This is a genomic window from Rhodococcus sp. NPDC003383 (assembly GCF_053589115.1).
On sequence record NZ_JBSFRG010000016.1, the window covers coordinates 93,822 to 116,983 of the forward strand.

22 protein-coding genes are annotated in these 23,162 nt (G+C 67.6%); 1 reads left to right on the plus strand and 21 read right to left on the minus strand.

Annotated features, from left to right (window positions below):
- Nucleotides 1–9: 9 nt before the first annotated feature.
- The 10 genes from ACWDTS_RS15845 to ACWDTS_RS15890 form a co-directional block, all read right to left on the minus strand.
- Complete coding sequence (locus ACWDTS_RS15845) at nucleotides 10–1,593, minus strand: long-chain-fatty-acid--CoA ligase (RefSeq protein WP_450111319.1); 1,584 nt, start codon at nucleotides 1,591–1,593, stop codon at nucleotides 10–12.
- Entirely contained in the window at nucleotides 1,590–2,387 is a 798-nt protein-coding gene (locus ACWDTS_RS15850) for an esterase/lipase family protein (protein ID WP_450111320.1), read from the minus strand. Before ACWDTS_RS15850 ends, ACWDTS_RS15845 begins: the two co-directional genes overlap by 4 nt.
- The gene (locus tag ACWDTS_RS15855) at nucleotides 2,384–3,466 is read right to left on the minus strand and encodes an alpha/beta fold hydrolase (RefSeq protein ID WP_450118570.1); all 1,083 of its coding nucleotides are present in this window, start codon (nucleotides 3,464–3,466) and stop codon (nucleotides 2,384–2,386) included. Before ACWDTS_RS15855 ends, ACWDTS_RS15850 begins: the two co-directional genes overlap by 4 nt.
- Nucleotides 3,463–3,771 carry a hypothetical protein gene (locus ACWDTS_RS15860; RefSeq protein ID WP_420749871.1) on the minus strand — a complete coding sequence of 103 codons (309 nt, stop codon included), beginning with the start codon at nucleotides 3,769–3,771 and terminating at the stop codon, nucleotides 3,463–3,465. The genes ACWDTS_RS15855 and ACWDTS_RS15860 overlap by 4 nt, the downstream gene beginning before the upstream one ends.
- A 126-nt stretch (nucleotides 3,772–3,897) precedes the next feature.
- Complete coding sequence (locus ACWDTS_RS15865) at nucleotides 3,898–5,523, minus strand: flavin-containing monooxygenase (RefSeq protein ID WP_420749870.1); 1,626 nt, start codon at nucleotides 5,521–5,523, stop codon at nucleotides 3,898–3,900.
- A gap of 335 nt (nucleotides 5,524–5,858) precedes the next feature.
- Complete coding sequence (locus tag ACWDTS_RS15870) at nucleotides 5,859–6,650, minus strand: NAD(P)-binding domain-containing protein (protein ID WP_450111323.1); 792 nt, start codon at nucleotides 6,648–6,650, stop codon at nucleotides 5,859–5,861.
- 73 nt (nucleotides 6,651–6,723) lie between these two features.
- The gene (locus ACWDTS_RS15875) at nucleotides 6,724–7,149 is read right to left on the minus strand and encodes a carboxymuconolactone decarboxylase family protein (RefSeq protein WP_231610343.1); all 426 of its coding nucleotides are present in this window, start codon (nucleotides 7,147–7,149) and stop codon (nucleotides 6,724–6,726) included.
- Nucleotides 7,150–7,304: 155 nt separating this feature from the next.
- Nucleotides 7,305–8,033, minus strand: coding sequence for a 3-oxoacyl-ACP reductase FabG (fabG, locus tag ACWDTS_RS15880; RefSeq protein ID WP_450111324.1), 729 nt, complete (start codon nucleotides 8,031–8,033; stop codon nucleotides 7,305–7,307).
- A gap of 44 nt (nucleotides 8,034–8,077) precedes the next feature.
- Entirely contained in the window at nucleotides 8,078–9,292 is a 1,215-nt protein-coding gene (locus ACWDTS_RS15885; RefSeq protein WP_450111325.1) for a CaiB/BaiF CoA transferase family protein, read from the minus strand.
- Nucleotides 9,289–10,464, minus strand: a complete 1,176-nt coding sequence (locus tag ACWDTS_RS15890) for an acyl-CoA dehydrogenase family protein (RefSeq protein ID WP_450118571.1) — start codon at nucleotides 10,462–10,464, stop codon at nucleotides 9,289–9,291. The genes ACWDTS_RS15885 and ACWDTS_RS15890 overlap by 4 nt, the downstream gene beginning before the upstream one ends.
- Nucleotides 10,465–10,563: 99 nt before the next feature.
- On the opposite strand from ACWDTS_RS15890, the gene ACWDTS_RS15895 reads away from it, so the two are divergent.
- On the plus strand, nucleotides 10,564–11,463 hold the full coding sequence (locus ACWDTS_RS15895; protein WP_197251628.1) for a LysR family transcriptional regulator: 900 nt from the start codon (nucleotides 10,564–10,566) through the stop codon (nucleotides 11,461–11,463).
- 43 nt (nucleotides 11,464–11,506) lie between these two features.
- Here ACWDTS_RS15895 and ACWDTS_RS15900 read toward each other — a convergent pair whose 3' ends face one another.
- The 11 genes from ACWDTS_RS15900 to ACWDTS_RS15950 all read right to left on the minus strand — a co-directional run bounded on the left by ACWDTS_RS15900 (nucleotide 11,507) and on the right by ACWDTS_RS15950 (nucleotide 22,953).
- The gene (locus tag ACWDTS_RS15900; protein WP_450111327.1) at nucleotides 11,507–12,910 is read right to left on the minus strand and encodes an outer membrane protein assembly factor BamB family protein; all 1,404 of its coding nucleotides are present in this window, start codon (nucleotides 12,908–12,910) and stop codon (nucleotides 11,507–11,509) included.
- Between the two features lie 2 nt (nucleotides 12,911–12,912).
- On the minus strand, nucleotides 12,913–14,283 hold the full coding sequence (locus ACWDTS_RS15905) for a hypothetical protein (RefSeq protein WP_450111328.1): 1,371 nt from the start codon (nucleotides 14,281–14,283) through the stop codon (nucleotides 12,913–12,915).
- Between the two features lie 131 nt (nucleotides 14,284–14,414).
- The gene (locus ACWDTS_RS15910) at nucleotides 14,415–15,251 is read right to left on the minus strand and encodes a methylamine utilization protein (RefSeq protein ID WP_450111329.1); all 837 of its coding nucleotides are present in this window, start codon (nucleotides 15,249–15,251) and stop codon (nucleotides 14,415–14,417) included.
- A gap of 45 nt (nucleotides 15,252–15,296) precedes the next feature.
- Entirely contained in the window at nucleotides 15,297–15,599 is a 303-nt protein-coding gene (locus ACWDTS_RS15915; RefSeq protein WP_197250092.1) for a cupredoxin domain-containing protein, read from the minus strand.
- A 32-nt stretch (nucleotides 15,600–15,631) separates the two neighbouring features.
- The gene (locus ACWDTS_RS15920; RefSeq protein ID WP_197250084.1) at nucleotides 15,632–15,973 is read right to left on the minus strand and encodes a cupredoxin domain-containing protein; all 342 of its coding nucleotides are present in this window, start codon (nucleotides 15,971–15,973) and stop codon (nucleotides 15,632–15,634) included.
- An 11-nt stretch (nucleotides 15,974–15,984) separates the two neighbouring features.
- Complete coding sequence (locus tag ACWDTS_RS15925) at nucleotides 15,985–17,568, minus strand: multicopper oxidase family protein (RefSeq protein ID WP_450111330.1); 1,584 nt, start codon at nucleotides 17,566–17,568, stop codon at nucleotides 15,985–15,987.
- Nucleotides 17,565–18,881 (minus strand): hypothetical protein, encoded by a 1,317-nt coding sequence (locus ACWDTS_RS15930; protein ID WP_450111331.1) that lies wholly within the window; start codon nucleotides 18,879–18,881, stop codon nucleotides 17,565–17,567. The genes ACWDTS_RS15925 and ACWDTS_RS15930 overlap by 4 nt, the downstream gene beginning before the upstream one ends.
- Nucleotides 18,878–19,582: a methylamine dehydrogenase light chain gene (locus ACWDTS_RS15935; protein WP_197250081.1), complete on the minus strand. Its 705-nt coding sequence runs from the start codon at nucleotides 19,580–19,582 to the stop codon at nucleotides 18,878–18,880. Before ACWDTS_RS15935 ends, ACWDTS_RS15930 begins: the two co-directional genes overlap by 4 nt.
- Nucleotides 19,583–19,613: 31 nt before the next feature.
- Nucleotides 19,614–20,213, minus strand: a complete 600-nt coding sequence (locus tag ACWDTS_RS15940; protein WP_450111332.1) for a redoxin domain-containing protein — start codon at nucleotides 20,211–20,213, stop codon at nucleotides 19,614–19,616.
- 43 nt (nucleotides 20,214–20,256) lie between these two features.
- Complete coding sequence (locus ACWDTS_RS15945; RefSeq protein WP_450111333.1) at nucleotides 20,257–20,844, minus strand: MauE/DoxX family redox-associated membrane protein; 588 nt, start codon at nucleotides 20,842–20,844, stop codon at nucleotides 20,257–20,259.
- A 420-nt stretch (nucleotides 20,845–21,264) separates the two neighbouring features.
- A complete protein-coding gene (locus ACWDTS_RS15950; protein WP_450118572.1) occupies nucleotides 21,265–22,953 on the minus strand; it encodes a DUF2235 domain-containing protein in 1,689 nt (562 codons plus the stop codon).
- Between the last annotated feature and the right edge of the window lie 209 nt (nucleotides 22,954–23,162).

A 23,162-nucleotide genomic window follows, 5' to 3' on the forward strand; every position in this document is an offset into this window, starting at 1 on the left:
CAGGTTTCGTCATGTGGTCGGCGCGGCGGCCGGTTCGGTGTGCCGGTGGCGCCCGTTCGGGTCGGACGGCCGATGGCCCCGATCCCGACCGGAGGGCGTAGAAGTCCCCAGAAGCTCTGCGGGGAAGTCGATCTCGCGCTTGAGGATCTTGCCGGTGCTTCCCTTGGGAAGCCTGTCGACCAGCCAGACATGGCGCGGATACTTGTAGGCGGCCACGCGGGTCCTGACGTACTCGCGGAGTTCGTCGGGTGTCGCGGCGGCGCCGGCACGCAAGGTGATCGCGGCGGCGACCTCCTCACCGTGCGTCGCGTGCGGCACACCGATGACCGCGGCCTCGCGCACTGCGGGATGCTCGTAGAGCACTTCTTCGATCTCGCGCGGGTAGATGTTGTACCCGCCCCGAATGATGATGTCCTTCTTGCGGTCGACGACGAAGTAGAAGCCGTCGTCGTCGCGGACGGCCATGTCGCCGGTATGGAACCATCCGTCGACGATCGCCGCCGCGGTGGCTTCCGGACGGTTCCAGTAGCCCTTCATCACGTTGTGCCCCCGGATGACGATCTCGCCGACCTCACCGGACGGGACCTCGGCGCCGTTCCTGTCCACCACCTTCATGTCGACACCGTCGATGGGCAGTCCGATCGAGCCGGGCTTCGTGTGGCCGAGCCGGTTGAAGGTGGCGGTCGGCGACGTCTCGGTCAGACCGTAACCCTCGAGAATCGGGGCGCCGAAGGTCTCCTCGAAGCCGTTCAGAACCTCGACCGGCAATGCGGCACCACCGGAGACACACATGCGCAGGCTCGAGGTGTCGACCTGCCCGCGATCGGTGTGGAGCAGGCCGACATACATCGTGGGAACGCCCTCGAACACGGTCACCCCGTGCCGCTCGATGAGGTGCAGAACCTTCGCAGCGTCGAAGCGCTGTACCAGTGACACACTCGCGCCCGCCAGGATGGAGGCGTTCAGTGCGTTGCTCTGCCCGAACGCATGGAAGAACGGCAGGCACCCCGCCACCACGTCGCCGGGCCCGAAGTCGAACATGTCGACGAATGTGATGGCGTTGCGACGCAGATTCGCGTGTGTGAGCTGGGCACCCTTCGGGGTGCCGGTCGTGCCCGAGGTGTAGAGGATGACTGCCGTATCGTCCTCCTCACGCGGAGCGACGTCCTCGGCGGCCGGCCACTCCGCGACGGCCGCGACGGTCTCCTCGTCGACGACGACGGTCTCGGTTCCGGTCGCTGCGGCAGCGGACTCCGCCTCGGCCGTCACCGTGCTCCACACCAACGCGAGCACGGCACCGGAATCACGGAAATGGTGCTCGAGTTCGCGGGACTTGAGCAGCGGGTTGATCGGCACGACGGTCGCGCCGGCGCGAAGAACGCCGTAGTAGAGAACCGGGAATGCCAGAACGTTCGGCAGTGCGATCGCGACTCGGTCACCCGGCAGGACTCCTCGGGCCCGGAGGCGAGCCGCGGCACGCGCGGTCAGGGCGTCGAGATCTGCATAGGTGACGGCGTCGTCGTCGACACGAAGGGCGGGCCGATCGGGATATCGGCGCGCGGACTCGGTGAGGATGTGAGCGAGGTTCGTCATGAGAGGCTTTCCGGTGCGGGACTTTCGGGTTCTGGGTAGGCCATCCACAGCCACGGCGGGGGCCGGAACGGGGTCCACCTGCCGACGGGTTGGGCGAGACGGTCCGCGACGGCCCACAACGCCGCCGGGTGACGGATGATCCCGATGTGGCTGGCCAGGACGGCGATGTTCTCCGCACGCTCGGACGGCTCGTCGAGGCAGGTCCGCCAGGCAACGACGCCGTCGAGCGGGCTGTAGATCGACGTCGCAGGGACCGGGAGCGGACCCTTGCCCCGTTCGAGCGGTACGTCCAACGGCTCGATGTGCTGGTGGGCGTACGAATGGAACAGCCGGTTGGCGCGGCTCTGCTCGTGCCGGGCCAGACGGATCGGGCTGCCCAGCGTGATGACCTGCCGGACGGCTTCCGGAGTGCGACGAGCCAGCTGGCGGGCGTAGATACCCCCGAGACTCCACCCGATGACCGTGACCGGCTGCTGGAACCGGTTGGTCAGGTAGTCCAGCCGTGCCCGCATACCGTGCACCGCCTTGCCGGTGGGGCCGATGTTGCGGCCGAGCCGCCACCCGTAGGTCCGGTATCCGAGTCCCCGGAGCACGAAATGCATCGGCGCCGCGGACATGTCGGTTCCGTGCAGGCGCGGCAGGATGAGCACGGGATGGTTGTCTCCACGCGGAAGTGTGGCGAACAGGGGTGCCGCGCACGCGAGGAGCGCCCCGTCGAGGGCCGCTCGCGGGTACTCGGTGTAGTGGAGCAGATCACCCGGTGCCGACATACCTCGTTGCGAGGTGCTGGTCATGTGATGGTCTCGCTTCGTCGGAGGAGGAATTCGATGATGGCGGGGATGGTCTTCTTCGCCGCGGTCCGGCCCACGAGCACTCCCACGTGCCCGCCCTCGAGCCGCAACTCGTGTTTGTCGGACGAGCCGACCAGATCGATGAGCGGGGCGGCGGACGCCTCCGGCACGATGTGGTCGCGGTCGCCCAGCACCGTCAGGAACGGCACCGTGATGTCGGAGAGGTGGACCCGGTCTCCGCCGAGGACGATCGTGTCGTCGACGAGCGCGTTGGTCCGGGTCATCTCCGCCAATTGCCGTGCGACCCCACCGGGGAGCGGGACGTGATCGGTGGCCCAACCGATCATCGCCTGATAGGCCGTGACGTAGTCGTCGTTCCACAGCTTGTCGAACAAGTCGACGTACCGGGTGATCTGCGTGGTCGGCTTCAGAATCTGGAACGCCTGGTGGACCACCCGCGGCGGCACATTGCCGTCGACATCGAGCAGTTTCTCGACATCCTGCTCGACCGTGCCGAGCACGCTGGTCAACGGTCCCAGTTGCTGCAGGTCGATCGGCGCGGACACGACGGCCAGGCTGCGCAGCGGCGCGTCGCGATGGTGGGCGGCATAGAGCAGGGACAGGACGCTGTCGAAGCAGTAACCGAGCATGTTGACCTGTTCGGTTCCCGAGATGCGGCGCACCTCTTCGACCGCGGCGGGAATGTAGTCGTCGACGTAGTCCTCCAACCGGTTCGCCGCGTCGCGCTCGTCGGGAACCCCCCAATCCAGCAGGTACACATCGAATCCGGCGTCCACGAGCTGCTCGACGAAGCTGTTGCCCTTCTGCAGATCCAGGATGTAGCTACGCGAGAACAGGCCGAAGACGATCAGGAGCGGGGGCGAGACCCGCACGTCGTCGTTGCGGTACCGCCACAGTTCGGTGCGACCGTGGCGCCACACCACATCCTTGGGCGTCGTCCCCACCTCGGGTCGTGAGATTCCCGCCGCCATACGAATTCCGTTGCGTGCCCGGAGCACGGAACGTTCGAGCTCCCGGCCCACACGGCCGACGATGCCCGGTGCTTCGACGTCGATCGTCATCGTCCATCACTCCCTGTTCGAGCGGTGTCGCGCTGCTCGAGCTGCAGCGACAGCCGCCGCACGTCCCGGTCCAACGCCCCGAGCTGTGCGTGCATCCGATGCAGGTCGCTGCCGGCCGGCAGATTGACCAGGTGCCACACCGTCGCGGCGAGACCGTTCAGGCCATCGCCCACGGCACGCCGGATACCGAAAACGGTGGCGGTAACTGCCGCGAACCGATCGCTGCGCACCAACGCTTCGGCCGGCGGCGCGACGATTCGTTCGGCGAAGTCGTACGGCGCTCTCCAGCTTGGCAATCCGATCATCGATATCCCTCGTTGCGCATGAAAACCCCCTCCGGTCCGATCCCTGTCGAACCCCGGCGATGTGTGCATCCGACCGCTGGGGTGCCGCCGATCGGCGGCACCCCCTCCCTCCGTACGGTCGGCAGGTCAGACCGTCACCGGGACAGCGGACTTCAGCTCGAAGCCGCGGTACCCGTCGGCGACGACCCCGGAGAGAACGCCGCGGTAGTTGCCCAGCCCGCCCAGGTAGAACAGAACGCTCGGCTTCTTGCCCGGAATGTTTGCGCCGAAGATCCACGAGTTGCCTCGGGTGAACAGCGTGGCGTTCGCGATCTCCGTGCAGGTCTCGGTCCACTCCTCCTCGGCCTCCGGCGAGGGCTCGACGGCGCGGATGCCGTTGCGCTCGGCGTATTCGACGGTGTCGCTGATCCACTCGACCTGCGTCTCGATGGTCGGCGGCAGGTTCGTGAACGGGCCGTTGGGTCCGAGGACCATGAACCAGTTGGGGAAGTTCGCGGTCGTGACACCCAGGTAGCTCGTCGGCTGACCGTTCCAGTGGTCGTTGATGTGCAGGCCGTCCCGGCCACGGATCTCGATGCGGCGGTAGTTGCCGTCCACCGCGTCGAATCCGGTGGCGAAGACGAGCACGTCGAGTTCGTGCAGCACGCCGTCCTCGGTCACGACGCCCTTCGCGGTGACCTCGCGGATCGGGTTCTCCTTGATCGCGACGGCCTCGACGTTCGGCCGGTTGTACACCTCGTAGTAGCCGCTGTCGCACAGCGGACGCTTGGCGAACAGACCGGTCGGCATCAGCTTGCGGGCGGTCTCCGGATCCTCGATGATCTCCGCGACCTTGCTGCGGATGAACGATGCGGCGGCTTCGTTGGCGGCCTCGTCGGTGGCGATGTCGCCGAAGGTCCCGAACATGAAGCGGAAGCCGCCGCCGTGGTCCCAGGCCTCCTGGAAGATGCGGTTGCGCTCCTCCTCCGACACCGACATGGCCGGCAGGGTGGACTCCTCGAAGCCGAAGGCCACCGCGGACTTCTTGGCGCGGTCCCAGATGCCGTCGTAGTCGGCCTTGATCGCGTCGATCTGTTCCTTCGTGACCGGTCGGTTGCCGACCGGCACGGAGTACTGCGGGGTCCGGACGAACACGGTGAGGTGCTCGACCTCGGGGGCCAGGGCGGTGATGACCTGCTGGCCGGTGGATCCGGTGCCGATGACACCGACGCGACGGCCGGCGAGGCTCTTGCCCTCGGGCCAGGCCGCGGTGTGGATGGTCTCGCCCTCGAAGGTGTCCAGACCGGGCAGGTCGGGGAAGTTGATCGCGGAGAGCAGACCGACGGCGTTCACGACGTACTTGGCGCGGTAGACCTCACCCTTGTCGGTGGTGACCTCCCACAGGCTTTCGTCGTCCAGGTAGATCGCGGAGGTGACCTCGGTGCCGAACCGGAAGTGGCGGCGCAGGTCGAACCGCTCGACGACGCTCTCCAGGTACTCGAGGATCTCCGGCTGGGTGATGTAGGTGGTCTTCCAGGTGCCGTCCTGCAGCAGGTCGCGGTCGAACGAGAAGCGGTAGAGGTGGCTCTCGGTGTCGGAGAGGGCACCGGGGTAACGGTTCCAGTACCAGGTGCCACCGGGGCCTTCCGCCTTGTCGAAACCGACGGTGGTCAGCCCGAGTTCGTTGTGCAGCTTGTGCACGGCGTAGATGCCGCCGAATCCGGCGCCGATGACAACGGCGTCGACGAAGCTGGGTGCGATCTGTGCAGTCATGGAAATTGCCTTCGTTCGGTGCGATGAGATTGGTGTCGAATCCGACCCGAAGCGGAAAACCCCTGCGTTCCGCTTCCTGTGGCGTCTCCCGCCGTGTCGATCCCGTGTGACAGTCGACACGAGGTCTGTATTCGAAATTAGGCCTGTATTCCGGCACACAGCTGTTCCGATGTGAAACACATCCGGAACATCCTGTCGCGCCGACAGGTCTGCGCAGCACCGGACACGCGGAGAGGGGCCGGACGAGGAGCCAACCTCGTCCGACCCCTCTGCGCGGGGACATGTTCCCGGCGGGAAGCGACCCGCCCGGTGGTGTCGGTGTTATTCGTTCTCGGTCAACGATTTTCGGAACCGCTGGTCAGCAGTTCACGTGCTCGGAGAATGTTCGCCTCGACTTCGTCGCCGAGATCCACGGCGGGAAGCGAGCCGATTTCGCCGCGGAGCAACTCGACATCCTTGAGCAGCAGGTCGTACTGGACATCGGCGAGGTTGTCGCCCATCCAGCTCTGGCCGGTGGACACTCCGATCACGTCGAAGAGGTCCCGGGCTGCGACCCCCGACTGCTCGGCGACAGCGAGCATCCGTGCGGCGGCGGCCAGGTTGTAGGTGGCGAGGGTGTTGTTGAGCAGCTTCACGATGGCCGGCTGTCCGTAGGACTGCATGCGGAACACACGGCCGGAGATGTCTTCCAGCAGAGCGTTTTCGGCGTCGGTGGGAGCGGGTCCGGCGAGGAAGACGGTCATCGTGCCGTGGCGTGCACCCTGGGGGCCGCCCGACACGGGGGCCTCGAAGACACGCCAGCCGTCCGGGGCCGAGGGCAGGATCTTCCGGGCGTCCGCGGGCGCGAGCGTGGTGTGGACGAAGACGGTCAACGGCTGGGCGGTGTGGGCCGTCAGGGCCTCGAACACCGACGAGACCTGGTCCGCCAGCCGCACCGCGACATGGACACTGTCGACGGACGGCCAATCGACGTCCGCCAGGTCGCTACCGGCCGGCGACCCGGTCTCCTGCGACCACTCGCGGAGGCGATCCTGGTTGAAGTCGTAGCCGTACACCTTCCGGCCCAGCTCGGCGAGATGTGCGCCGACACTTCCGCCGATGGGCCCGAGTCCGATAGCCAAGTGCATGAGGGTTTCCTAGAGATATTGAGTGGGTGGGGCGGCGATCCGCACGGACCCTGATGTGCCGCGGGATGTCGCCTCAGTTGGTGGGCGACTCGACCTCGAGGCCGCGCTCGGCCATGACTTCCTTGAGCAGAGTCAGGGCGTTGAGGACGCGCGGGAATCCGATGTAGGGGATGCACTGGATCAGAGCGCCGACGATCTTCTCCTTGGTCAGGCCCACATTGAAACCCACATTGATGTGCAGCTTCAGCTGCGGCTCGGTGCCCAGGGCGACCAACGTGGAGATGGTGACGAGCGTCTGCTCCTGCCGGCTCAGGCTCGTCCGGGAGTAGATGTCCCCGAACGCGAACGAGACGATGTAGTCGGGCAGCTCGGTGTCGAGATCCTTGTAGGACTCGACGAGCTTGGCGTGATCGAACGTGTTGGAGTGCTCGGTGGAGACGAGCCCCATCATGCGGTCGAGGCCTCGCTGGAAGCGTTCTGTGGTCATGTCTGTGGTCATGAGGTCGTCCTGTCGGCTCGCAGGACACGGTCGGTTCGCGTCCCGATGTGTTGTCGTCCGCCGCGGTGGCACCGATGTGACGGGCACCATGGCTACCGCTCCCACGCTAGAGCGACAGGCCGAAGTGACGGTGTTCCGATGTGGAACAGTCCGCTCTACATGTAGCGTCCGCCGGTGACCTCCGCGACGGTGCCGGTCATGTACGAGGACAGGTTCGACGCGTAGAAGAGGGCGACGGAAGCTATTTCGGACGGTTCGCCGGCCCGCTGCATGGGGATCTCGGACATCTTCTGGTCCCACGCCTTCTGTGGCATCGCTTCGGTCATCGCCGTGCGGATGAGACCGGGCTGAACGGCGTTGATCCGTACCCCGAGATGTGCGACCTCCTTGGCAGCCGCCTTCGTCAGGCCGACGATTCCGGCCTTGGCCGCGGAGTAGTTCGTCTGACCCACGAAACCGACCTTGCCGGAGATCGAGGACAGGTTGATGATCGATCCGCCGCCGTTCTCACGCATGATCCCGGCCGCCAGACGGGTGCCGTTCCAGCATCCGCGCAGGTGAACAGAGATCACGTCGTCGAACTGCTGTTCGGTCATCTTGCGCATCGTCGCGTCGCGGGTGATGCCGGCGTTGTTGACCATGACGTCGAGCGATCCGAACGATTCGACGGCAGCGTCGAGCAGACGGGCCACGTCGTCGGAGAAGACCACGTTGCAGCCGACGCCGAGCGCCTCGGTTCCGAGCGAAGCAGCAGCATCCTTCGCCTTGGACTCATCGAGGTCGCCGATCACGACCCGGGCGCCGTTGTCGGCGAACGTACGGGCGATCGCGTATCCGATCCCCTGAGCGCCTCCGGTGATCACCGCGGTGCGTCCTGACAGCATTAGAATCCTTTCGTTGTGACCCGACTCGGTCGGGTCCGTGTGTGTCACCGCGTCGAAGCGGAATGGAGCTTGGTCGATTGCACGGCGATTCCCGCTTCGAGGGCGGATTCGACGTCGGCCGAATCCATTCCGGATTCCTCGAGCAGTGCACGAGTGTGCTGACTGAGCGCGGGGACGTCGCCCATGCGGGCCTCGACATCGCTGAAGGTCGCCGGGGGAAGCAGCGCCTCGACCTCGGCGTTCTCGGTGCCGACGGTGCGCCAGCGGTTTCTGGCGGCGAGTTGCGGATGGGCGACGACCTGCTCGATCTGCTTGACCTGCGCCGCGGGAACACCGGCAGCGGCAAGTTTCGCATCGAGTTCGGCGGTCGACCGGTGAGCGGTTCGTTCGGCCACCGCGGCGTCGCACTCGGCTCGATGTTTCACGCGGTCGATGTTTGTCGCGAAGCGGGGATCGTCGGCGAGTTCGGGCGCTTCGAGGACGTCGTGGACCAGTGCGCGCCAACCGTTCTCGCTCTGCACACCGATCAGTACCTGGCCGTCTCGAGTGGGATACGCGTCGTACGGCGCGATCGACGTGTGGCTCAGCCCCATGCGCGGTGGCTGCTCGCCCGTGTACATCTGCGTGTACATCGAGTGGCCCATCCACTCGACCGTGGCCTCGAGCATCGACACGTCGATCACGGATCCCTCACCGGTGCGTCCCCGCCGCAACAGGGCTGCAAGAACCGCTTGGGCACAATACATTCCGGACGCGATATCGGCCGTGGGGATACCTGTCTTCACCGGGGTTTCGGGCGTGCCCGTGATCGAGATCAGGCCGGCCTCGGCCTGTACGAGCATGTCGTAGGCCTTGCGTTGTTCCATCGGCCCGCCCGCGCCGAACCCGGAGAGGTTCACCACGATCAGTTCGGGGTGATCGGCACGCAGTCGTTCGGCTCCGAACCCGAGTCGCTCGGCCGCGCCGGGCGCGAGGTTCTGCAGGAAGACATCCGCACGATCGACGAGATTCCGTACGGCCGTGCGTCCTTCCGGCCGCTTGAGATCGACGGCGATCGATTCCTTGCCTCGGTTGAGCCACACGAAGTGCGCGCCCGTGCCGTGCACCACGTGGTCGTAGCCGCGCGCGAGGTCGCCACCGTCGGGGCGTTCGACCTTGATCACGCGGGCTCCGAGATCGGCAAGGTTCCGCGTGGCCAGCGGTGCCGCCACGGCTTGTTCGAGCGCGACGACGGTCACGCCCTCGAGGGGGAGTGTCATTTTGCCTTCTGTTCCTGCTTCACGAGTCCGCCCCCGATGATCAGGCGCTGGATTTCGCTGGTGCCCTCGTACAGGCGCAGCAGGCGCACGTCGCGGTAGATCCGTTCGACGGCGACCTCGCGCATGTACCCGCTGCCGCCGTGGATCTGCACGGCGAGATCGGCGACCTTTCCGACCATTTCGGTGCAGAACAGCTTCGCCACCGAGGGGGCGATACGGCGGTCGGTCTCCTCGACCCATGCCTTCGCGGCGTCACGGACGAGCGCGCGGCCGGCCATCACCCCGGTCTGCTGATCGGCGATCATCGCCTGCACCAGCTGGAAGTTGCCGATCGGGGTGCCGCCCTGAGTTGCCGCAGCCGCGTACGCGACCGATTCGTCGAGGGCGCGCTGTGCCTGCCCGACGGCCAGCGCGGCGATGTGCACGCGGCCGCGGGCGAGCGAGATCATCGCGGCCTTGTAGCCCACGTCCTCGTTGCCGCCGACCAGCGCTGCCGCGGGAACCCGGACCTGGTCGAAGTGCACGTCCGCGGTCCAGGCGCCGGCCTGGCCCATCTTGGCGTCCTTGTTGCCCACCTGCACACCGTCGGCGTCCGCCGGGACGAGGAAGACCGCGATGCCGGTGCCGTTCTCGTCGGCCGGACGCGTGCGCGCGAAGACGACGAACAGATCGGCGATCGGTGCGTTGGTGATGAACCGCTTCTCGCCCGTGATGATCCAGTCGTCGCCGTCGCGCACGGCCTTGGTGCGCAGTCCGGCGGGGTTCGAACCGGCACCCGGCTCCGTCAGGGCGAAGGAGGCGACGACGTCGCCGGAGGCGATACCTTCGAGCCACCGCTTCTTCTGCTCGTCGGTGCCGAAGTTGACCAGGACCTGCCCGGCGATGCCGTTGTTGGTTCCGAACATCGAGCGCAGCGACAGGGTGGTGTATCCCAGTTCCATGGCGAGTTCGACGTCCTGCATCAGGTTCAGGCCCAGGCCGCCCCATTCCTGCGGAACGGCGTAGCCGAACAGGCCCATCTCCTTGACGGCGGCCCGGATGTCGTCGGGGATGGCGTCGGTCTCGGCGATCTCCTGCTCCCGAGGGACCACGCGAGTGCGGACGAATTCTCTGACGTGCCCGAGGATGTCGGCGAAGACGTCGTCGGGGACTTCGGTTTCGAGGAGGGACATGTCACCAACTATGGCGACGGGATTATGATCGGTCCAATACCTAATCGGTAGTTCTGAAATGACATGAAAAGCATCACCCGAGGTAGAAGGGCGGATCAGGTGGAGATCTCACAACTCCAGGCGTTCCTGGCGGTTGCCGAGGAACTGCACTTCGGTCGTGCAGCCGAGAAGCTGCATCGAGCGCAGCCCCCACTGAGCCGCACCATCAAGCAACTCGAACGCGAACTCGACACCGAGTTGTTCTCCCGCAGCACCCGGGCGGTGAAACTCACGGCGAGTGGAGAGGCGCTCGTCGGCCCTGCCCGGGACGTACTCGACGCGCTGCGCCGGGCCGAGGCCGCGGTCCGCGCCGCCGACGACGGAGACGTCGGACTCGTCCGCATCGCGTTCGCCGGGGCGTCGACCCACCAGCTCGTCGCTCGCCTCGCCCGGGTGGTGCGTTCGCAGCGGCCCGGCATCCAGCTCGAGCTCTCCAGCCAGAACTTCGCCCAGCCCGCGATGAAGAAGCTCGTGAGCGGCGAGACCGACATCGCGCTGGGCCGCTGGGACATCGTCCCCGCCGAGGTGGCCGTACGCGTGGTGATGCAGGACTCGCTCGTCGTAGCACTACCGGACACCCATCCGCTGGCGGGGGAACAGCGACTGTCGATCGCTCGGTTCGCTGCGGAAGGCTTCGTCTCCCTGCCCCCGCACGAGGGCGCGGTCCTTCCCGATCGGTTGCGCCGGCTCGCGCGCGCCGGAGGTTTCGTCCCCGACGTGGTCCAGGTCGCTCCGGACACCCAGACGGCATTGGCGCTGGTCAGCGCCGAGGTCGGGTGTCACCTGACCCTGGCGTCGGTGGCGGCGAACGTCAACGATCCCCATGTCGTGTTCGTTCCGCTCGACGAGTCCACCCCCGACGTCGACCTTCGTGTGGCATGGCGACGCGACGACCCCAACCCGGCATCGAAGGCCGTCCTCCGGATCGTGCTCGACACCGCCGACAAGGATTTCCGGTGAGCGTGGAGTGGTGAACATGCACTCGAATGCCGTTGCCCGACAGTCAGAGTGGGCGCAGGCCGATAATCGAGCGCGCCGAAACGTAGACGTACCGGTCGCCGGGGCGGACGCTGAGCGTTCCCCCGTCACCGAGCGCGTCCGGATCGTTGTCGACCGCAAGGAACGGGATATCCCACTCGAGGTCCCCGGTCCGGACGTCCATCGCCCACAGGCCGGTGAAATCGGACTGCACGATGAGGTCTTCGGTGTGGCCCAGCACCGTGCCGGACCGTTCGGGCACGTTCTGCCACAGCCTGGTCCCGGTGCGCAGGTCGAGTCCGGTCTCGGTGTGGGCGGTGTGATCGGTCAGCAGCGCGACGTCGCCGAGCACGGCACGCACCGTGCCCAACCGGGTGTTGGCGTTGTACTCGTCCGGTTCCCGTGGCACCGACACGAGTTCCGGGGCGGACCACACCGGGTCACCGGTGGCCCGGTCGTACGCGCCGTCGCCGAGCAGGACCGGTACGGTGTCGTCGGCGGGGCCGTCGAACGCAGGGGAGTGCGCCGCGGCGCTGTCGGTGGCGGCGATGACGGCTCCGGTGCCGTCGAGCAGGTCGGATCCGGTGACACGGAGACCGTCGCACTCGACGTGCACGCGCACGACCAGCGCGCCGAGCGTCGGCTGGACGCGGGAGCAGCCGTCCGCCTGCGCGGTCCACGTCTCGTCGCCGGTGTCGAGGTCGAATCCGGCGATGTCGGTACCGAGCGTGAGCAGTCCCTGTCCGTGGTGCACATCGAGGGCGTCGGGTAGGGCGGTGTCGTCCCAGCCGGTGCCCATGTCGAACGCGCGGGTGAAGTGCGCGTCGGGATCGAGGAGAGTTCCTGCGTGCACCCGCACGTCGTCGTTCTCGACGCTGCCTTCCGCGACGTAGAGACGGTCGTCGGTGGCGGCGATCGCGAAGGTGCCCCACTCGGTGGGGACGCGGGTGATCTCACCCGTCACGAGGTCGTAGCCGACCAGCGCCGGATCGTCGGACCAGCCCGGAGTGAAGCACACCAGGGTTGCATCCACCGCGGAATCCGCGCATCCGGCCAGGTCGCTCGCGGGGCTGAGCCACCGGATCCGTCCGGAGTCGGCGTCGACACCGACGAGGTGCGCATCGTCCAGGGCCATGCCGCCCGGGACACCGACGAGCGCGACGGCGGTGTCGCCGAGATCGAGGAAACCCGGCATGCCCCAGTCGTATTCGCTGCCGTACACAGGATCCCGGAACTGCGCCGACTCGTGTCCGTGGACGGTGCGCGCCTCGACGGTCCAGCCGAGGCCGGGCGCCGCGTCGACGGTTCCGGTGATCTTGCGGGTGCCGTCGCCGTCGGCGTGGGCGATCACCGCGACAGCGCCGGCCGTGGTCACGACGGCGGCGACCGCGGCACACAAGAGGTTTCGAATCTCCCTGGTTACCGCCACCGTCACACCTCCAGGCCCGGCGTCGACGCGATCTGCTCGAGGCGCTCCATCGGTAGCGGTTCGTCCGGAATATCGGCGCGGGAGGTGACATCGACCCGGGTGCCCGACGGGCGGGTCACGGTCACCGTCCGGGTCGTACTCGTCACGGGGACCGAACCTGCCGCGAGTCCTTGCGTCGTGAGGATGTACTCCCGCCGCTGGATTACCGTGCCGTCCGGTAGTTCTCGGGTCTCGACGAATCCGCTCCCGGTGGTCGGGGTGGGCGCCTCGTCGTCGGGTGTAGCGGATGGGCGTGGTTGTCCTGCCGCGACCGCGACGGTCAGCGTCGATTCGCTTCCGGGCGTCGTGACGCGCACGGCCTGGCACAATCCTGCGCCGTCGAAACCTGCGGGTCGCAGTTCACCGAGCGGGCTATCCACCGCGAGGTCGGCGACGGGAATCCCCGCCAGCACACCGTCCAGCCGGGCGGCGGTCGCGGCGTCGATCGGGTCACTGTCCGAGGGCGAGGAGCACGATTCCGGGACGGTCGGCGTGCCGGGCGGAACCGGTGCGCTCACACGCAGTTCGGGTACGGAGACCAGGGCGACGAGTTCGTCGACGGTCAGCGGGGGATGGCCAGAGTGGACGGCGTCCCCGGTCGTGCTGTCGGTGTCGTCGATGTGCGCGCTGATCTCGGAACCGTCGGGGGCGTACGCCTGCGCGCTCCGGAACACCGTTCGCACCCCGTTGGTTTCGGACCACGTGTCATTGACGTCCACGACGGTGCCGTCGTCGAGCACGCGGCGTTCATCGAGCCTGCCGGCGACACACGGCGGGACGGGCGTCGTCGACGCCCGGACGGACAGGGATAGCGCCCCGGCGTCCTCGTCGCGGCGGATCGTCGCATATGCCGTCGTGAAACCGCCGAACCGGGCGCGGTCCGCGTCGTTCTCGAAAGACGGATCGAGGATCGGTCCGAACAGCAGGGACTGCCGGGGCGACGCGAAGACCATGTCGGCGTCGTCCGGCAACGCGCGGACGACTGCGTCGGTCATCGCGACCGCCTTCGGTCCCGAGAACCACGGATACGCGGGGTTGTCGTACCCGAAGTCGCTGCCGGAGAAGGAGAGGAACCCTGCGTCGTCACCGGGTGGTTCGACGCTCTCGCATCCGGGGATGGTCGTCGGGTAGGTCACCGGTTCGGTGACGTAGGTGTATTCCTCGGCGGCGGCCGGCGCGGCCGTCGTGGTCGTCGGAGGTGTGGTGGTCAGTTCTGGTTCGGGGTCGCGGAGCAGGCCGCTCACGATCACCCCGCACGCGGCGATCGCGACGAACAACAGGCCGTACGTCCACCCCGTGACGGCGCGCGACGTACCGGATCCGGGGTCGCTCATCGTGTTCCGTACCTCCACCTCGACGGGTCCGGACCACCCTACGTGTCACCCCTCGCGGTGAACGTGCAGAAGTTGTCGCGACGCGCCGAGGCGCCGCGACAACTTCTGCACACTCGTCTTCGTGGCGGACGTCAGACCAGCGCGAGCGCGGCGAACGCGGCCAGGCCGACCAGCGCAGCGCCGGTCACTGCCTGCACGCGACGATCGACGACGCACATCACCGACAGGAAGCCGGGCATCGTGCCGCCGCGGCGGGAGTGGATGATGGCCGCGACACTCGGCATGCACCGGCCGAGCGAGACGACGGTGAACATCGCCGCGCCCAGGGCGGGGGAGCCGACCGCGAGCACGCCGAGCACCAGCAGGTAGTACGCGCTGGACCGGATGAAGATCATGAAACCGGGGCCGATGATCGCGCCGAACAGCAGCGACACCTTCCACGGCTCCATGGTCCGACGCAGGTGCCGGGGGAGCTGCTGACGGCGCATCGGCGCCGGCATCGTGAGCACACCGATCTCGTGCAGGCCGTAGGCGAGCGCGAATAGGGCCCATCCGGCGAGCAGCCACAGCGGCGACAGGTGTGCGGCGGTGACCGATCCGATCGCGCCGAGCAGCGCACCGGTGACCGCGCCGGTGCTCACCGAGCCCAGCGCGTGCCAGCCGAGCCGGCGCAGCGGCGTCGATGAGCCCTTGCGGTTGGGCTGCTTCGGTGCCGCGACGACCCCGGCCACCGACATGCCACATGTCGACCAGTTCGCGGCCAGCGAGGTGACGAGGCCCGCGCCGACGACCGCGGCGGTCAGCGCCGTCGACGTCGTCGGGGAGGCGAGAGTCGCGACACCCGCGCCGACGACGGCGGCACCGGCAGCCATGCCGAGGCGTGCCTGCACGGACACCGCGCCTTCGAGGGTCGGGCGGATGTCGGGGAGATCGGTCTCGATCGGTTGATGGGACAGGACGGCGGTCATGGGAACCTCCTGGTCGGTTGCTGTCTTCGAACTTCCGCTGGGGTGTCAGCGGACGGTGACGGTGCCGGTCATGTACGGATGGATCGAGCACGTGTACGTGTACGTCCCGGCCTGGTCGAACGTGTGCGTGTAGGTGCCGTCGCCTGTGATCCCGCTGTCGAAGGCACCGGGCGACTCGACGTGGTGGAGGACACCGCCGTCCTCGAACCGCCATTCGACGGTGCCGCCGACCGGCACGACGACGTCCATCGGGCTGAACTGCACGTTGCTGATCTCGATCACCGCGTCGGGCGCTTCCTCTCCGGCGCATCCGGCCGCCGCGGTGGCGAGGACACCGCAGGCGAGGATCCAGCGATGCCGAACGAGTCTGCGCGGCTGCACTATTGCACGATCACTGTGCCGACCATCGACGCGTGCGGTGTGCAGTGGTACGTGAACGTGCCGGCCTCGTCGAAGGTGAATTCGTAGGTGCCCTCGGTGAGCAGTTCGCTCTGCAGCACACCGTCGAGCGGGCCGTCACCGGCGACGTCGTGGGGCAACCCGTTGTCGTCGAACCGCCACTGGACGGTCTGGCCCTTCTCGATGGTGACCGACGCGGGCGAGTACGACATGTTCGTCACGTCGATCACGACGGCGGGTTCGGTCGCCGCATCGGACGATCCGCACGCGGTCAGTCCGGAAGCGGCGATCAGTGCCGCGGCCAGTGGAAGCAGTTTCTTCACGGGGTGTCCTCTCATCGGATATACCGCAGGTTCGCGGTCATACCCGCCTCGAAGTGATAGGCATTGTGGCAGTGGAACATCCACTCGCCCGGATTGTCGGCGTCGAACTCGATCGCGAGTTCGGTGCCGGGTAGGACATTGACGGTGTCACGGCGCAGACCGCCGTATTCGGGAATCGCGAACGTGTGTCCGTGGGTGTGCATCGGATGCCACATCGTTGTGGTGTTCGCCATCGTGATGCGCACCCGTTCCCCTTGGCGCATGACCAGTTTCCCGGCGTCGGGTCCGGCCATGCCCCACACGTACCGGTCGCCGGCCTGGATCAGCTCGACCCGGTAGTCCCGGTCGACGGGCCGCGAATCGAGCCGGACCGCATCGGCCGGCCGCAGCGCGCTCTCGGCGAGCAGCCTACCGGCGAGTTCCGGGATGACCGGCCCCACATCGGGATTCGACAGGGGAGCGGCATCGGTGGAGCGCAGCACGGTCGACGCGTGACCGTCCCGGCCCTCGACTTTCGCGACCACCGGCCAGGCGCCGGACTTCAACGTGACGAGCACGTCGTAGCGCTGCGCCATCCCGATGATCAGGGTGTCGGTGGTCGTCGGGGTGACGTCGAAGCCGTCCGCCGCGATCACCGTCAGTTCGTGCCCGGCGATCGCGAAGCGGTACGGCGTCTCGGCGGCCGCATTGATGATCCGCAGCCGCACCCGGCTGCCCGGTGCCGCCGTCACGACCTCGGGGTCGTTGGGCGGGCGCCCGTTGATCAGGTGCAGCGGATACCCGATGTGCTGGGTCATCCCGCCGAGCGGCGTCGAGGAACCGTGCCCACCGGAGACGGCGGCCTGGGCCACCGACATCTGCTCGGCGCTGTGTTCGACGGCCGTGCCACCGCCGTGCCCGCCGTGGCCGTGACCGCCGGCCATCGCCGGATTGAGCGCCGCCAGCACCGCTTCAGGTGTGGTGCCGAGCCCGTCGATCCAGTCGTCGAGCACGAGCACGACGTCGACATCCGCACCCGAGCGGTCGTCCGGGTCCTCGACGACGAGGGCCCCGAACAGTCCACGATCGGCCTGCAGGCCGCTGTGCGAGTGGTACCAGTGCGTGCCCGGGTCGGGAACGACGAAGTCGTACACGAACGCGCCCGCCGGTGCGATCGGATCCTGCGTCACCGGTGCCGCACCGTCCATGTCGTTGCGGATCCGGATACCGTGCCAATGCAGGGTCGTGTCCACTTCCAGGTCGTTGCGCACCGACACGAGCATCTTGTCGCGCACACTCGCCCGCAGTTCAGGTGCCACCGCGCGGCCGCCGTACGACCAGGTGTCGACGAGCCGGCCGCCGAGATCGACGGTGGCCACGCCCGCGGCGAGCGCTACCGGAACCTCCTTTCCGTTCCAACGGCGGGCCTGTTCGGCCGCGGCGATCTCGGGGTCGGTGGGCGAGATGTAGTCGGGCGGGGCGCCTGAGTCGGCCGCATCGGCCGAACTGCAGGACGCCGCACCCAGACCCAGGATGCCGAGGCCCACCGCACCGGCTCCGAGGGAGCCGATGCGGAGGAACCCGCGGCGATCCAGGATCGGTCCTGATCGGGTCATTCCAATACCTGAGGGGTGAGTAGTGTTCCGAAATCCTCGACGTTGCCGGTGATCTCGGCCGAGCTGACCTTGTCGCCGGTTTCGGACGAGATGCCGACGATCGTCTGCTTGGATTCGCCGTCGACCTCGGGACCGGCACCGAGGACGTACAGCGTGCTGCCGTCGACGGAGAAGGTCATGCTGTCGATGCTCGTCAGGCCGAGCGCAGCGAGATCGAGCGTCTTGACCGGAGCGAAGTTCGATGCGTCGGTCAGCTCGATCTTCACCACGTCACCGCCGCGAGCGGAGTGGGGGTGGACCACGCTGTCCGTGTACTCGATCGCGATGCGGTTGCCGGTGTTGTTGATGGCGTTTCCGGCGAACCGGCCGCTGTCCTGTCCGGCGTTGCCGATCGGTGCCACCGCGGACTCCGGCAGACCGTTCGAGAAGTCGAAGACGAACACGTCGCCGTTCTCGCTCACCAGCAGCGCCTTCTTCGCGTCGGCGGCCCAGGTGACCTTGCGGGTACTGACGAAGTCGTCGGGCAGAACCTTCGCTCGCTTCGTCTCGGTCGGCACGCCGGCGTCGTCGATCGAGATCTGGATCAGCTCCCGGTTGTCCTCGCAGACGCTGTACAGCTCGTGCCCGTCGAGCCACGTGAACGGACCGCAGCCGATGATCTGCAGCGAGCCGCTCTCCTTCTTCGCCTCCAGATCCACGACCCGGACGCCGTACAGGCCGTCGTCCCAGGTCACGAAGTACTTGCCGTCCGAGGTCACGGCGTTGGATCCCGGCCGGGAGTGGACGCGGGCGTAGTCGGGGAGCAGGACCTCCGAAGGTTCGAGCAGGTTGCCCGAGTAGGTGCTGACCGTGAAGTCCGCGGCGCCGCGCGACCCGCGCGGACGCCACACCTCCGCCGCGAGAACGGCGGGGTCGTCCGGTGTTTCGCCGACGAACCCGTGGATGACCGGATCCCAGATGCCGGGGCCCACCACGAAACGGCTGCCCGCGACACCGGTGACCGGGTCGAGGGCGTTGACGCCGAGTTCGAGCTTGCCGAAGCCGCCGGCGACGGCGAGCAGGTCGGTCGGCTTGATCGGATCGATCGACCCGACGTGCACGGGTTCCGGGATGGTGTCGCCGATCTCCTGATCGTCGTGACCGAGGGAGATGCCCTCACCGGGCGGGATGACCGGCACGGTGGGATAGGTGACCTCGCCGCTGGACGAAGCATCGTCGTCCGAGCTGCAGCCCGTCAGGACGAGTGCGGCAGCGAGAGGGGCCGCCACTACCGCGGCGGACCGGGAAAGACGCTTGGAGCGTTCGGTTTTCATGCGCCGGCACCGACCTTCGGGCGCGCGGCCGGACGGGTCTGGCAGTCCTCGCCGATGATCGGGGCCATCGTGCAGGTGTAGGCCTGGGACTCGTCGGACACGCACCAGATGATCTCCTGGTCGTTGCTGCCCGAGACCGGGTTGTACATGATCGCCTGCATGTCGGGCTCGCCGCAGAACGCGTTGGAACACGACGGTGCGCCACAGCAGTCGTAGTAGGCGATCAGGTAGGTCTTTCCGGTGTCGGGGTTCGTGCAGCAGCCGACCCAGAACTCGGCGCCCGGCTTGCTGCCGGGGGCGCAGGTGGTGACGCCACCACCGTTACACGCCGCACACGAGGTGCCGTCCATGTTGCACCAGCGCCAGTACTCGCACTCGGCCGGATCTTTGCCGTCGAACGTGATGAACTGGGGGTCGGGCGCATCCGGAGCGGGCGGCGGCGCCGGGGTTTCCTGGGCCATCGCGGTGCGCGTGACGGGCAGCGAGCTGATCAGCGCGACACCCGAGACGCCCATCGTCCAGCGTCCGATCCTGCCGAGCATCGAGCGGCGCGAAGTGCGTTCGGACAGTTTGCGTCCCGTGCGGCTCATGAAGGAACCGCCTTGACCGGCCATCCACGCGGCCTGTTCACGGACGGTGGCCTCGTCGACCGGATATCGCTGCTCCGTCACCTCATGCGGTTCCGGATTGTTGTGTTGCATGGCGGTTCGCCTCCTTCTATCGGGGGGTGGGTCAGGCGGACTTCGCCTGCGCGTGGAGGTGCTGGAGGGACGGCGTGCCGGATTCGAGAGCGTTGAGCAGACTCTCGACCTGCGCCATGTGGTTGGTCAGGCCCTTGCCGCGGATCTTGCCGTGCTCGTCGAGGATCACGCCGTACGGCGTGGTCCCGACCTGGTAGGCGATGCCCACGTCACGGGCGTCGACATAGCTGAGTTCGGTGCCGATGTTTGCGCCGGCCAGGAACTGCTTGTGCTCCTCGGGTGTTCCGTCGGAGATGATCACGACGTCGAGGTCGGATTCGGCGCGGGCCATCGCACGCATACCGGGCAGCAGGCTCTTGCAGGTGCTGCAGCTCGGCGCCGTGAACATCAGCAGCTGCGGCTTGTCGCGGTGACCGCCGACCTTCACCGAGCGTCCGAGGTGATCGACGAGACCGGAGAACGACGGCCCGGCCTGCTCGATCTTCGGTCCGGTGTCCATCATCCGCGCGCCGAGCGGGCCGAGCCGCACCTGGACGCGGCCGATCTCCCGGGCGAGCGCCAGAGTCATGAGGAACAGCAGTGCGACCGCGATTGTCAGCACGACGACGGCCACCAGCAGAAAGTTCGTCATCGATTCAGTCCTGTCTACGAAAGTTGTTTCGGGAAAAAGAGAGTCACGAGCCGTAACGGGAGACGGTGCTCGTCGCCCGCAACCGGATCGAGGCGGCGCTCAGGTAGTCGTCGACCGGACGCCGTCCGACGTGCACGACCGAGCGGATCTGCGCGACGGCGACGACGGCCAGCACGACCAGCAGTCCGCCGGCCACCGCGGCCAGACGTTCGGGCACCGTGACGGACACGGACCCGGCCAAAGCGAGCACCAGCGCGGCCACCGTGAACGACGCCGCGCGTGCCGCGTGGAACCAGCCGATCTGCGGGACCTCGTGGGCACCGAACGCGAAGCATCCGCAGTCGAGGTCGCGGCGGCCGCGCGCCAGGTTCACGGTCAGTCCCGTGGTGAAGGCCGTGAACAGCAGGGCTGCGGCCACAGCCGGCCACCGGCCGCCGATCCCGAGGATCAGCAGGGCACCGACCACGACCTCGACGAACGGCAGCGTCGCCGCCACCGCGCGTTCCGCGGGGGCCGGCAGCAGCCGGTATCCCTTCACCACCGTCAGCAGCCCGTCCCGGTCGCGGAGCTTCGGAATGCCCGCGAGCAGAAGCGTCCCACCGAGGATCGATGCGAGCACCACCCAGATCATGGATTTCGTCCTCTCTGTCGTCGGGGGAAATCCTGACGAGCAGATGAGGCGCTCTTGCTGCGCGGAGGAAACAACTGTGCGGTCGCCGAGTGGAAACCGGATGCCGTGGGTGATTTGCGCGGTTTGCGCTGGTAGTGGCATTTCTCAGGGGCCGGATGGGCGCGCCCGACCGCGGGCGATCTCAATCTGCGGACGGTCGCCGCCGAGCGGATTTCCACTTGGGGTTACACCCGCGAAACGGTGGACGCGGTGTCCGTCACACACGAGGGCGTGCCGCGACGGAGAGGCCGTCCGCTCGGCAATCACCCGTCAGGGGATTGCTGATCGCACAAGGTCCGGAGGAAGGGAAGCGACGGATCGCCGCGGCTCACCGCCGAATTGCGGGCACGTGGTGAGAAGGTCGGCAACAGGGCCGTAGCGTCACCGCGTCCTGGTCACCGTGAGGCGCACACTGCCCCGATTGTTGCCGTAGAAGCCCCACGCGTCGTTGGCAAAGGCGTAGAGGTATCCGGATCGGCACACCCGATCGGTGGTTCCTGCGCCGATGGCGATGCGCTGATGCAGGGCCTCGGCACCCTTGAGGGGGATCGCGTCGTTGGCGACGACACCGATCAGCGACATCCACGGCAGGTCTTCGTACCTGCGGGTCAGCAGGAAGTCGGCCTGCGGGTTCCCGGTCACGAGCCGGAACAACCGCTCGCCCAGACCCAGTGCGCTGCTGGCCAGGCGGAACGCCTCCCGGGGGTGAAACTGCTGCCGGCCGGTGGTGCCGGCCGGACCGGACGCGATATGGAGATCCATCCATTCGCCGCCGGCGGCGAAGGTGTACTCGCCGGCGTCGAGGTAGAGGCCGGTCCAGTTCCACGGATTGTTGGCGGATACGTCGACGGTGGCGGATTCTCCGGGTGCAAGGGTTCGGGTGGGCCGGTAGGGGCCGCTGGTAATCGGTGGTGTCTCGTGACGCCTGTACACCGACGAGTGCAGCGAGAGGCTGTTCCCACCTGCGTCGATCATGGGGGTGGCGCGGGGCCGCGGCTGCATGAACGGCTCGACCAGCGGTCGCAGGACGGGCTCGTACAGCGGCTCGAGCAGACCGTAGATGCCTTGGTTGTCGTCGTGCATCTGGCCGAGTGGGTCGGGTTGGATCTGTTTCTCGACCGCATCGCGGAACGCGAGCCCGACAGCGGCGCGCGACTCGTCGATCATCCATTGCAGTGCACCGTCGCTCAGGCCCGTCTGTGGGTGCCCGCCACCGACATCCATGTGGCTGCCCGGGAACCACACCTGCTCGACGGTTTGGCCCGGCTCCGGGTCGGACCACAACGTCGGAGTGAACGCTGCCCGCTGCTCGTCGAGCGCCACCGCGTGGCGCCCGTGCTTCACATGCCGGTTGAGTTTGACGTCGTGGAAGGCGTACCGCGTCGGAGGGTCCAGCAGGTTGGTCCAGCCGAGCGTGTCCGGGATGCCCAGCGCTCCGACGGTGTCCCACACACCGATGAAGTCCACCGGGATCCGATCCGGCTGAGCGGGGTCGTAGGAGAAGCGGAGGCCGTCGCGCCAGCCGGGATCGGCGGCCGCTCCCCGCCGGTACCGCTGCCGGTAGACGTGCCGGATCCGACGCCGGAGCGTCGCCGGATCGAGGCAGTCGGTCTCGATCAGCCCGCACGCTCCGATCATCCCGGCGACGCTGCGCGCGGTGAAGGCGCCGCGGCTGAAACCGAACAGCGCGATGGAGTCCCCGGGCCGGTACCTGGTGGTCAGCCAGTGGTAGGCGTCCGTCACCTCTCTCGACAGCCCGAACCCGGTTGCTCCTCCCAGTAGCCAGCCGAGCAGATCACCACTGACGGTCCCCACCCCGGGCTGGTACCGAGTCAGCTGCTCCCGTCCCTCGGTCTGCCCGTCCGTCGCAGTGTCCACCAGGGCGTTGTACAAGCGGCGCACATTCGAAGGCGCTAATTGGCCCGGTGTGTTCCAGGTGCCGTCGCAGCACACGACGAGTCGGCGCATCGTTCGACCTCCCCAACCGGCAAGCGGACAGATCCTCGCCGTATCCCCACCCGTGCCGGAGCCCCCTGCCGGCGACAACCCCCGACATGCGCGCCTGTCCATCGTGCTCTCGGAGATATGCGGTTGTCACTGGTCGTTAGGCTGCGCAAACAGCGGGCACCGCTGCCGTCCCGGCGGCCATGGACGAGTGCGCTGGGCAGCGCGTGACGAGAATCGCAATTCCCGGCACATGGGTAGGAAATATGCCGGAAACAATCGCTTCATACCGTCCCTACGGATGGCCCGGTCCCGATCGCGGGCCCACGAAGGGA

Excerpts from the sequence above, each read along its gene's own strand:
- ACWDTS_RS15845 (WP_450111319.1), bottom strand. The coding sequence starts at position 1,593 with ATGACGAACCTCGCTCACATCCTCACCGAGTCCGCGCGCCGATATCCC.
- ACWDTS_RS15850 (WP_450111320.1), bottom strand. The coding sequence starts at position 2,387 with ATGACCAGCACCTCGCAACGAGGTATGTCGGCACCGGGTGATCTGCTC.
- ACWDTS_RS15855 (WP_450118570.1), bottom strand. The coding sequence starts at position 3,466 with ATGACGATCGACGTCGAAGCACCGGGCATCGTCGGCCGTGTGGGCCGG.
- ACWDTS_RS15860 (WP_420749871.1), bottom strand. The coding sequence starts at position 3,771 with ATGATCGGATTGCCAAGCTGGAGAGCGCCGTACGACTTCGCCGAACGA.
- ACWDTS_RS15865 (WP_420749870.1), bottom strand. The coding sequence starts at position 5,523 with ATGACTGCACAGATCGCACCCAGCTTCGTCGACGCCGTTGTCATCGGC.
- ACWDTS_RS15870 (WP_450111323.1), bottom strand. The coding sequence starts at position 6,650 with ATGCACTTGGCTATCGGACTCGGGCCCATCGGCGGAAGTGTCGGCGCA.
- ACWDTS_RS15875 (WP_231610343.1), bottom strand. The coding sequence starts at position 7,149 with ATGACCACAGACATGACCACAGAACGCTTCCAGCGAGGCCTCGACCGC.
- fabG (WP_450111324.1), bottom strand. The coding sequence starts at position 8,033 with ATGCTGTCAGGACGCACCGCGGTGATCACCGGAGGCGCTCAGGGGATC.
- ACWDTS_RS15885 (WP_450111325.1), bottom strand. The coding sequence starts at position 9,292 with ATGACACTCCCCCTCGAGGGCGTGACCGTCGTCGCGCTCGAACAAGCC.
- ACWDTS_RS15890 (WP_450118571.1), bottom strand. The coding sequence starts at position 10,464 with ATGTCCCTCCTCGAAACCGAAGTCCCCGACGACGTCTTCGCCGACATC.
- ACWDTS_RS15905 (WP_450111328.1), bottom strand. The coding sequence starts at position 14,283 with ATGAGCGACCCCGGATCCGGTACGTCGCGCGCCGTCACGGGGTGGACG.
- ACWDTS_RS15910 (WP_450111329.1), bottom strand. The coding sequence starts at position 15,251 with ATGACCGCCGTCCTGTCCCATCAACCGATCGAGACCGATCTCCCCGAC.
- ACWDTS_RS15925 (WP_450111330.1), bottom strand. The coding sequence starts at position 17,568 with ATGACCCGATCAGGACCGATCCTGGATCGCCGCGGGTTCCTCCGCATC.
- ACWDTS_RS15930 (WP_450111331.1), bottom strand. The coding sequence starts at position 18,881 with ATGAAAACCGAACGCTCCAAGCGTCTTTCCCGGTCCGCCGCGGTAGTG.
- ACWDTS_RS15935 (WP_197250081.1), bottom strand. The coding sequence starts at position 19,582 with ATGCAACACAACAATCCGGAACCGCATGAGGTGACGGAGCAGCGATAT.
- ACWDTS_RS15940 (WP_450111332.1), bottom strand. The coding sequence starts at position 20,213 with ATGACGAACTTTCTGCTGGTGGCCGTCGTCGTGCTGACAATCGCGGTC.
- ACWDTS_RS15945 (WP_450111333.1), bottom strand. The coding sequence starts at position 20,844 with ATGATCTGGGTGGTGCTCGCATCGATCCTCGGTGGGACGCTTCTGCTC.
- ACWDTS_RS15950 (WP_450118572.1), bottom strand. The coding sequence starts at position 22,953 with ATGGACAGGCGCGCATGTCGGGGGTTGTCGCCGGCAGGGGGCTCCGGC.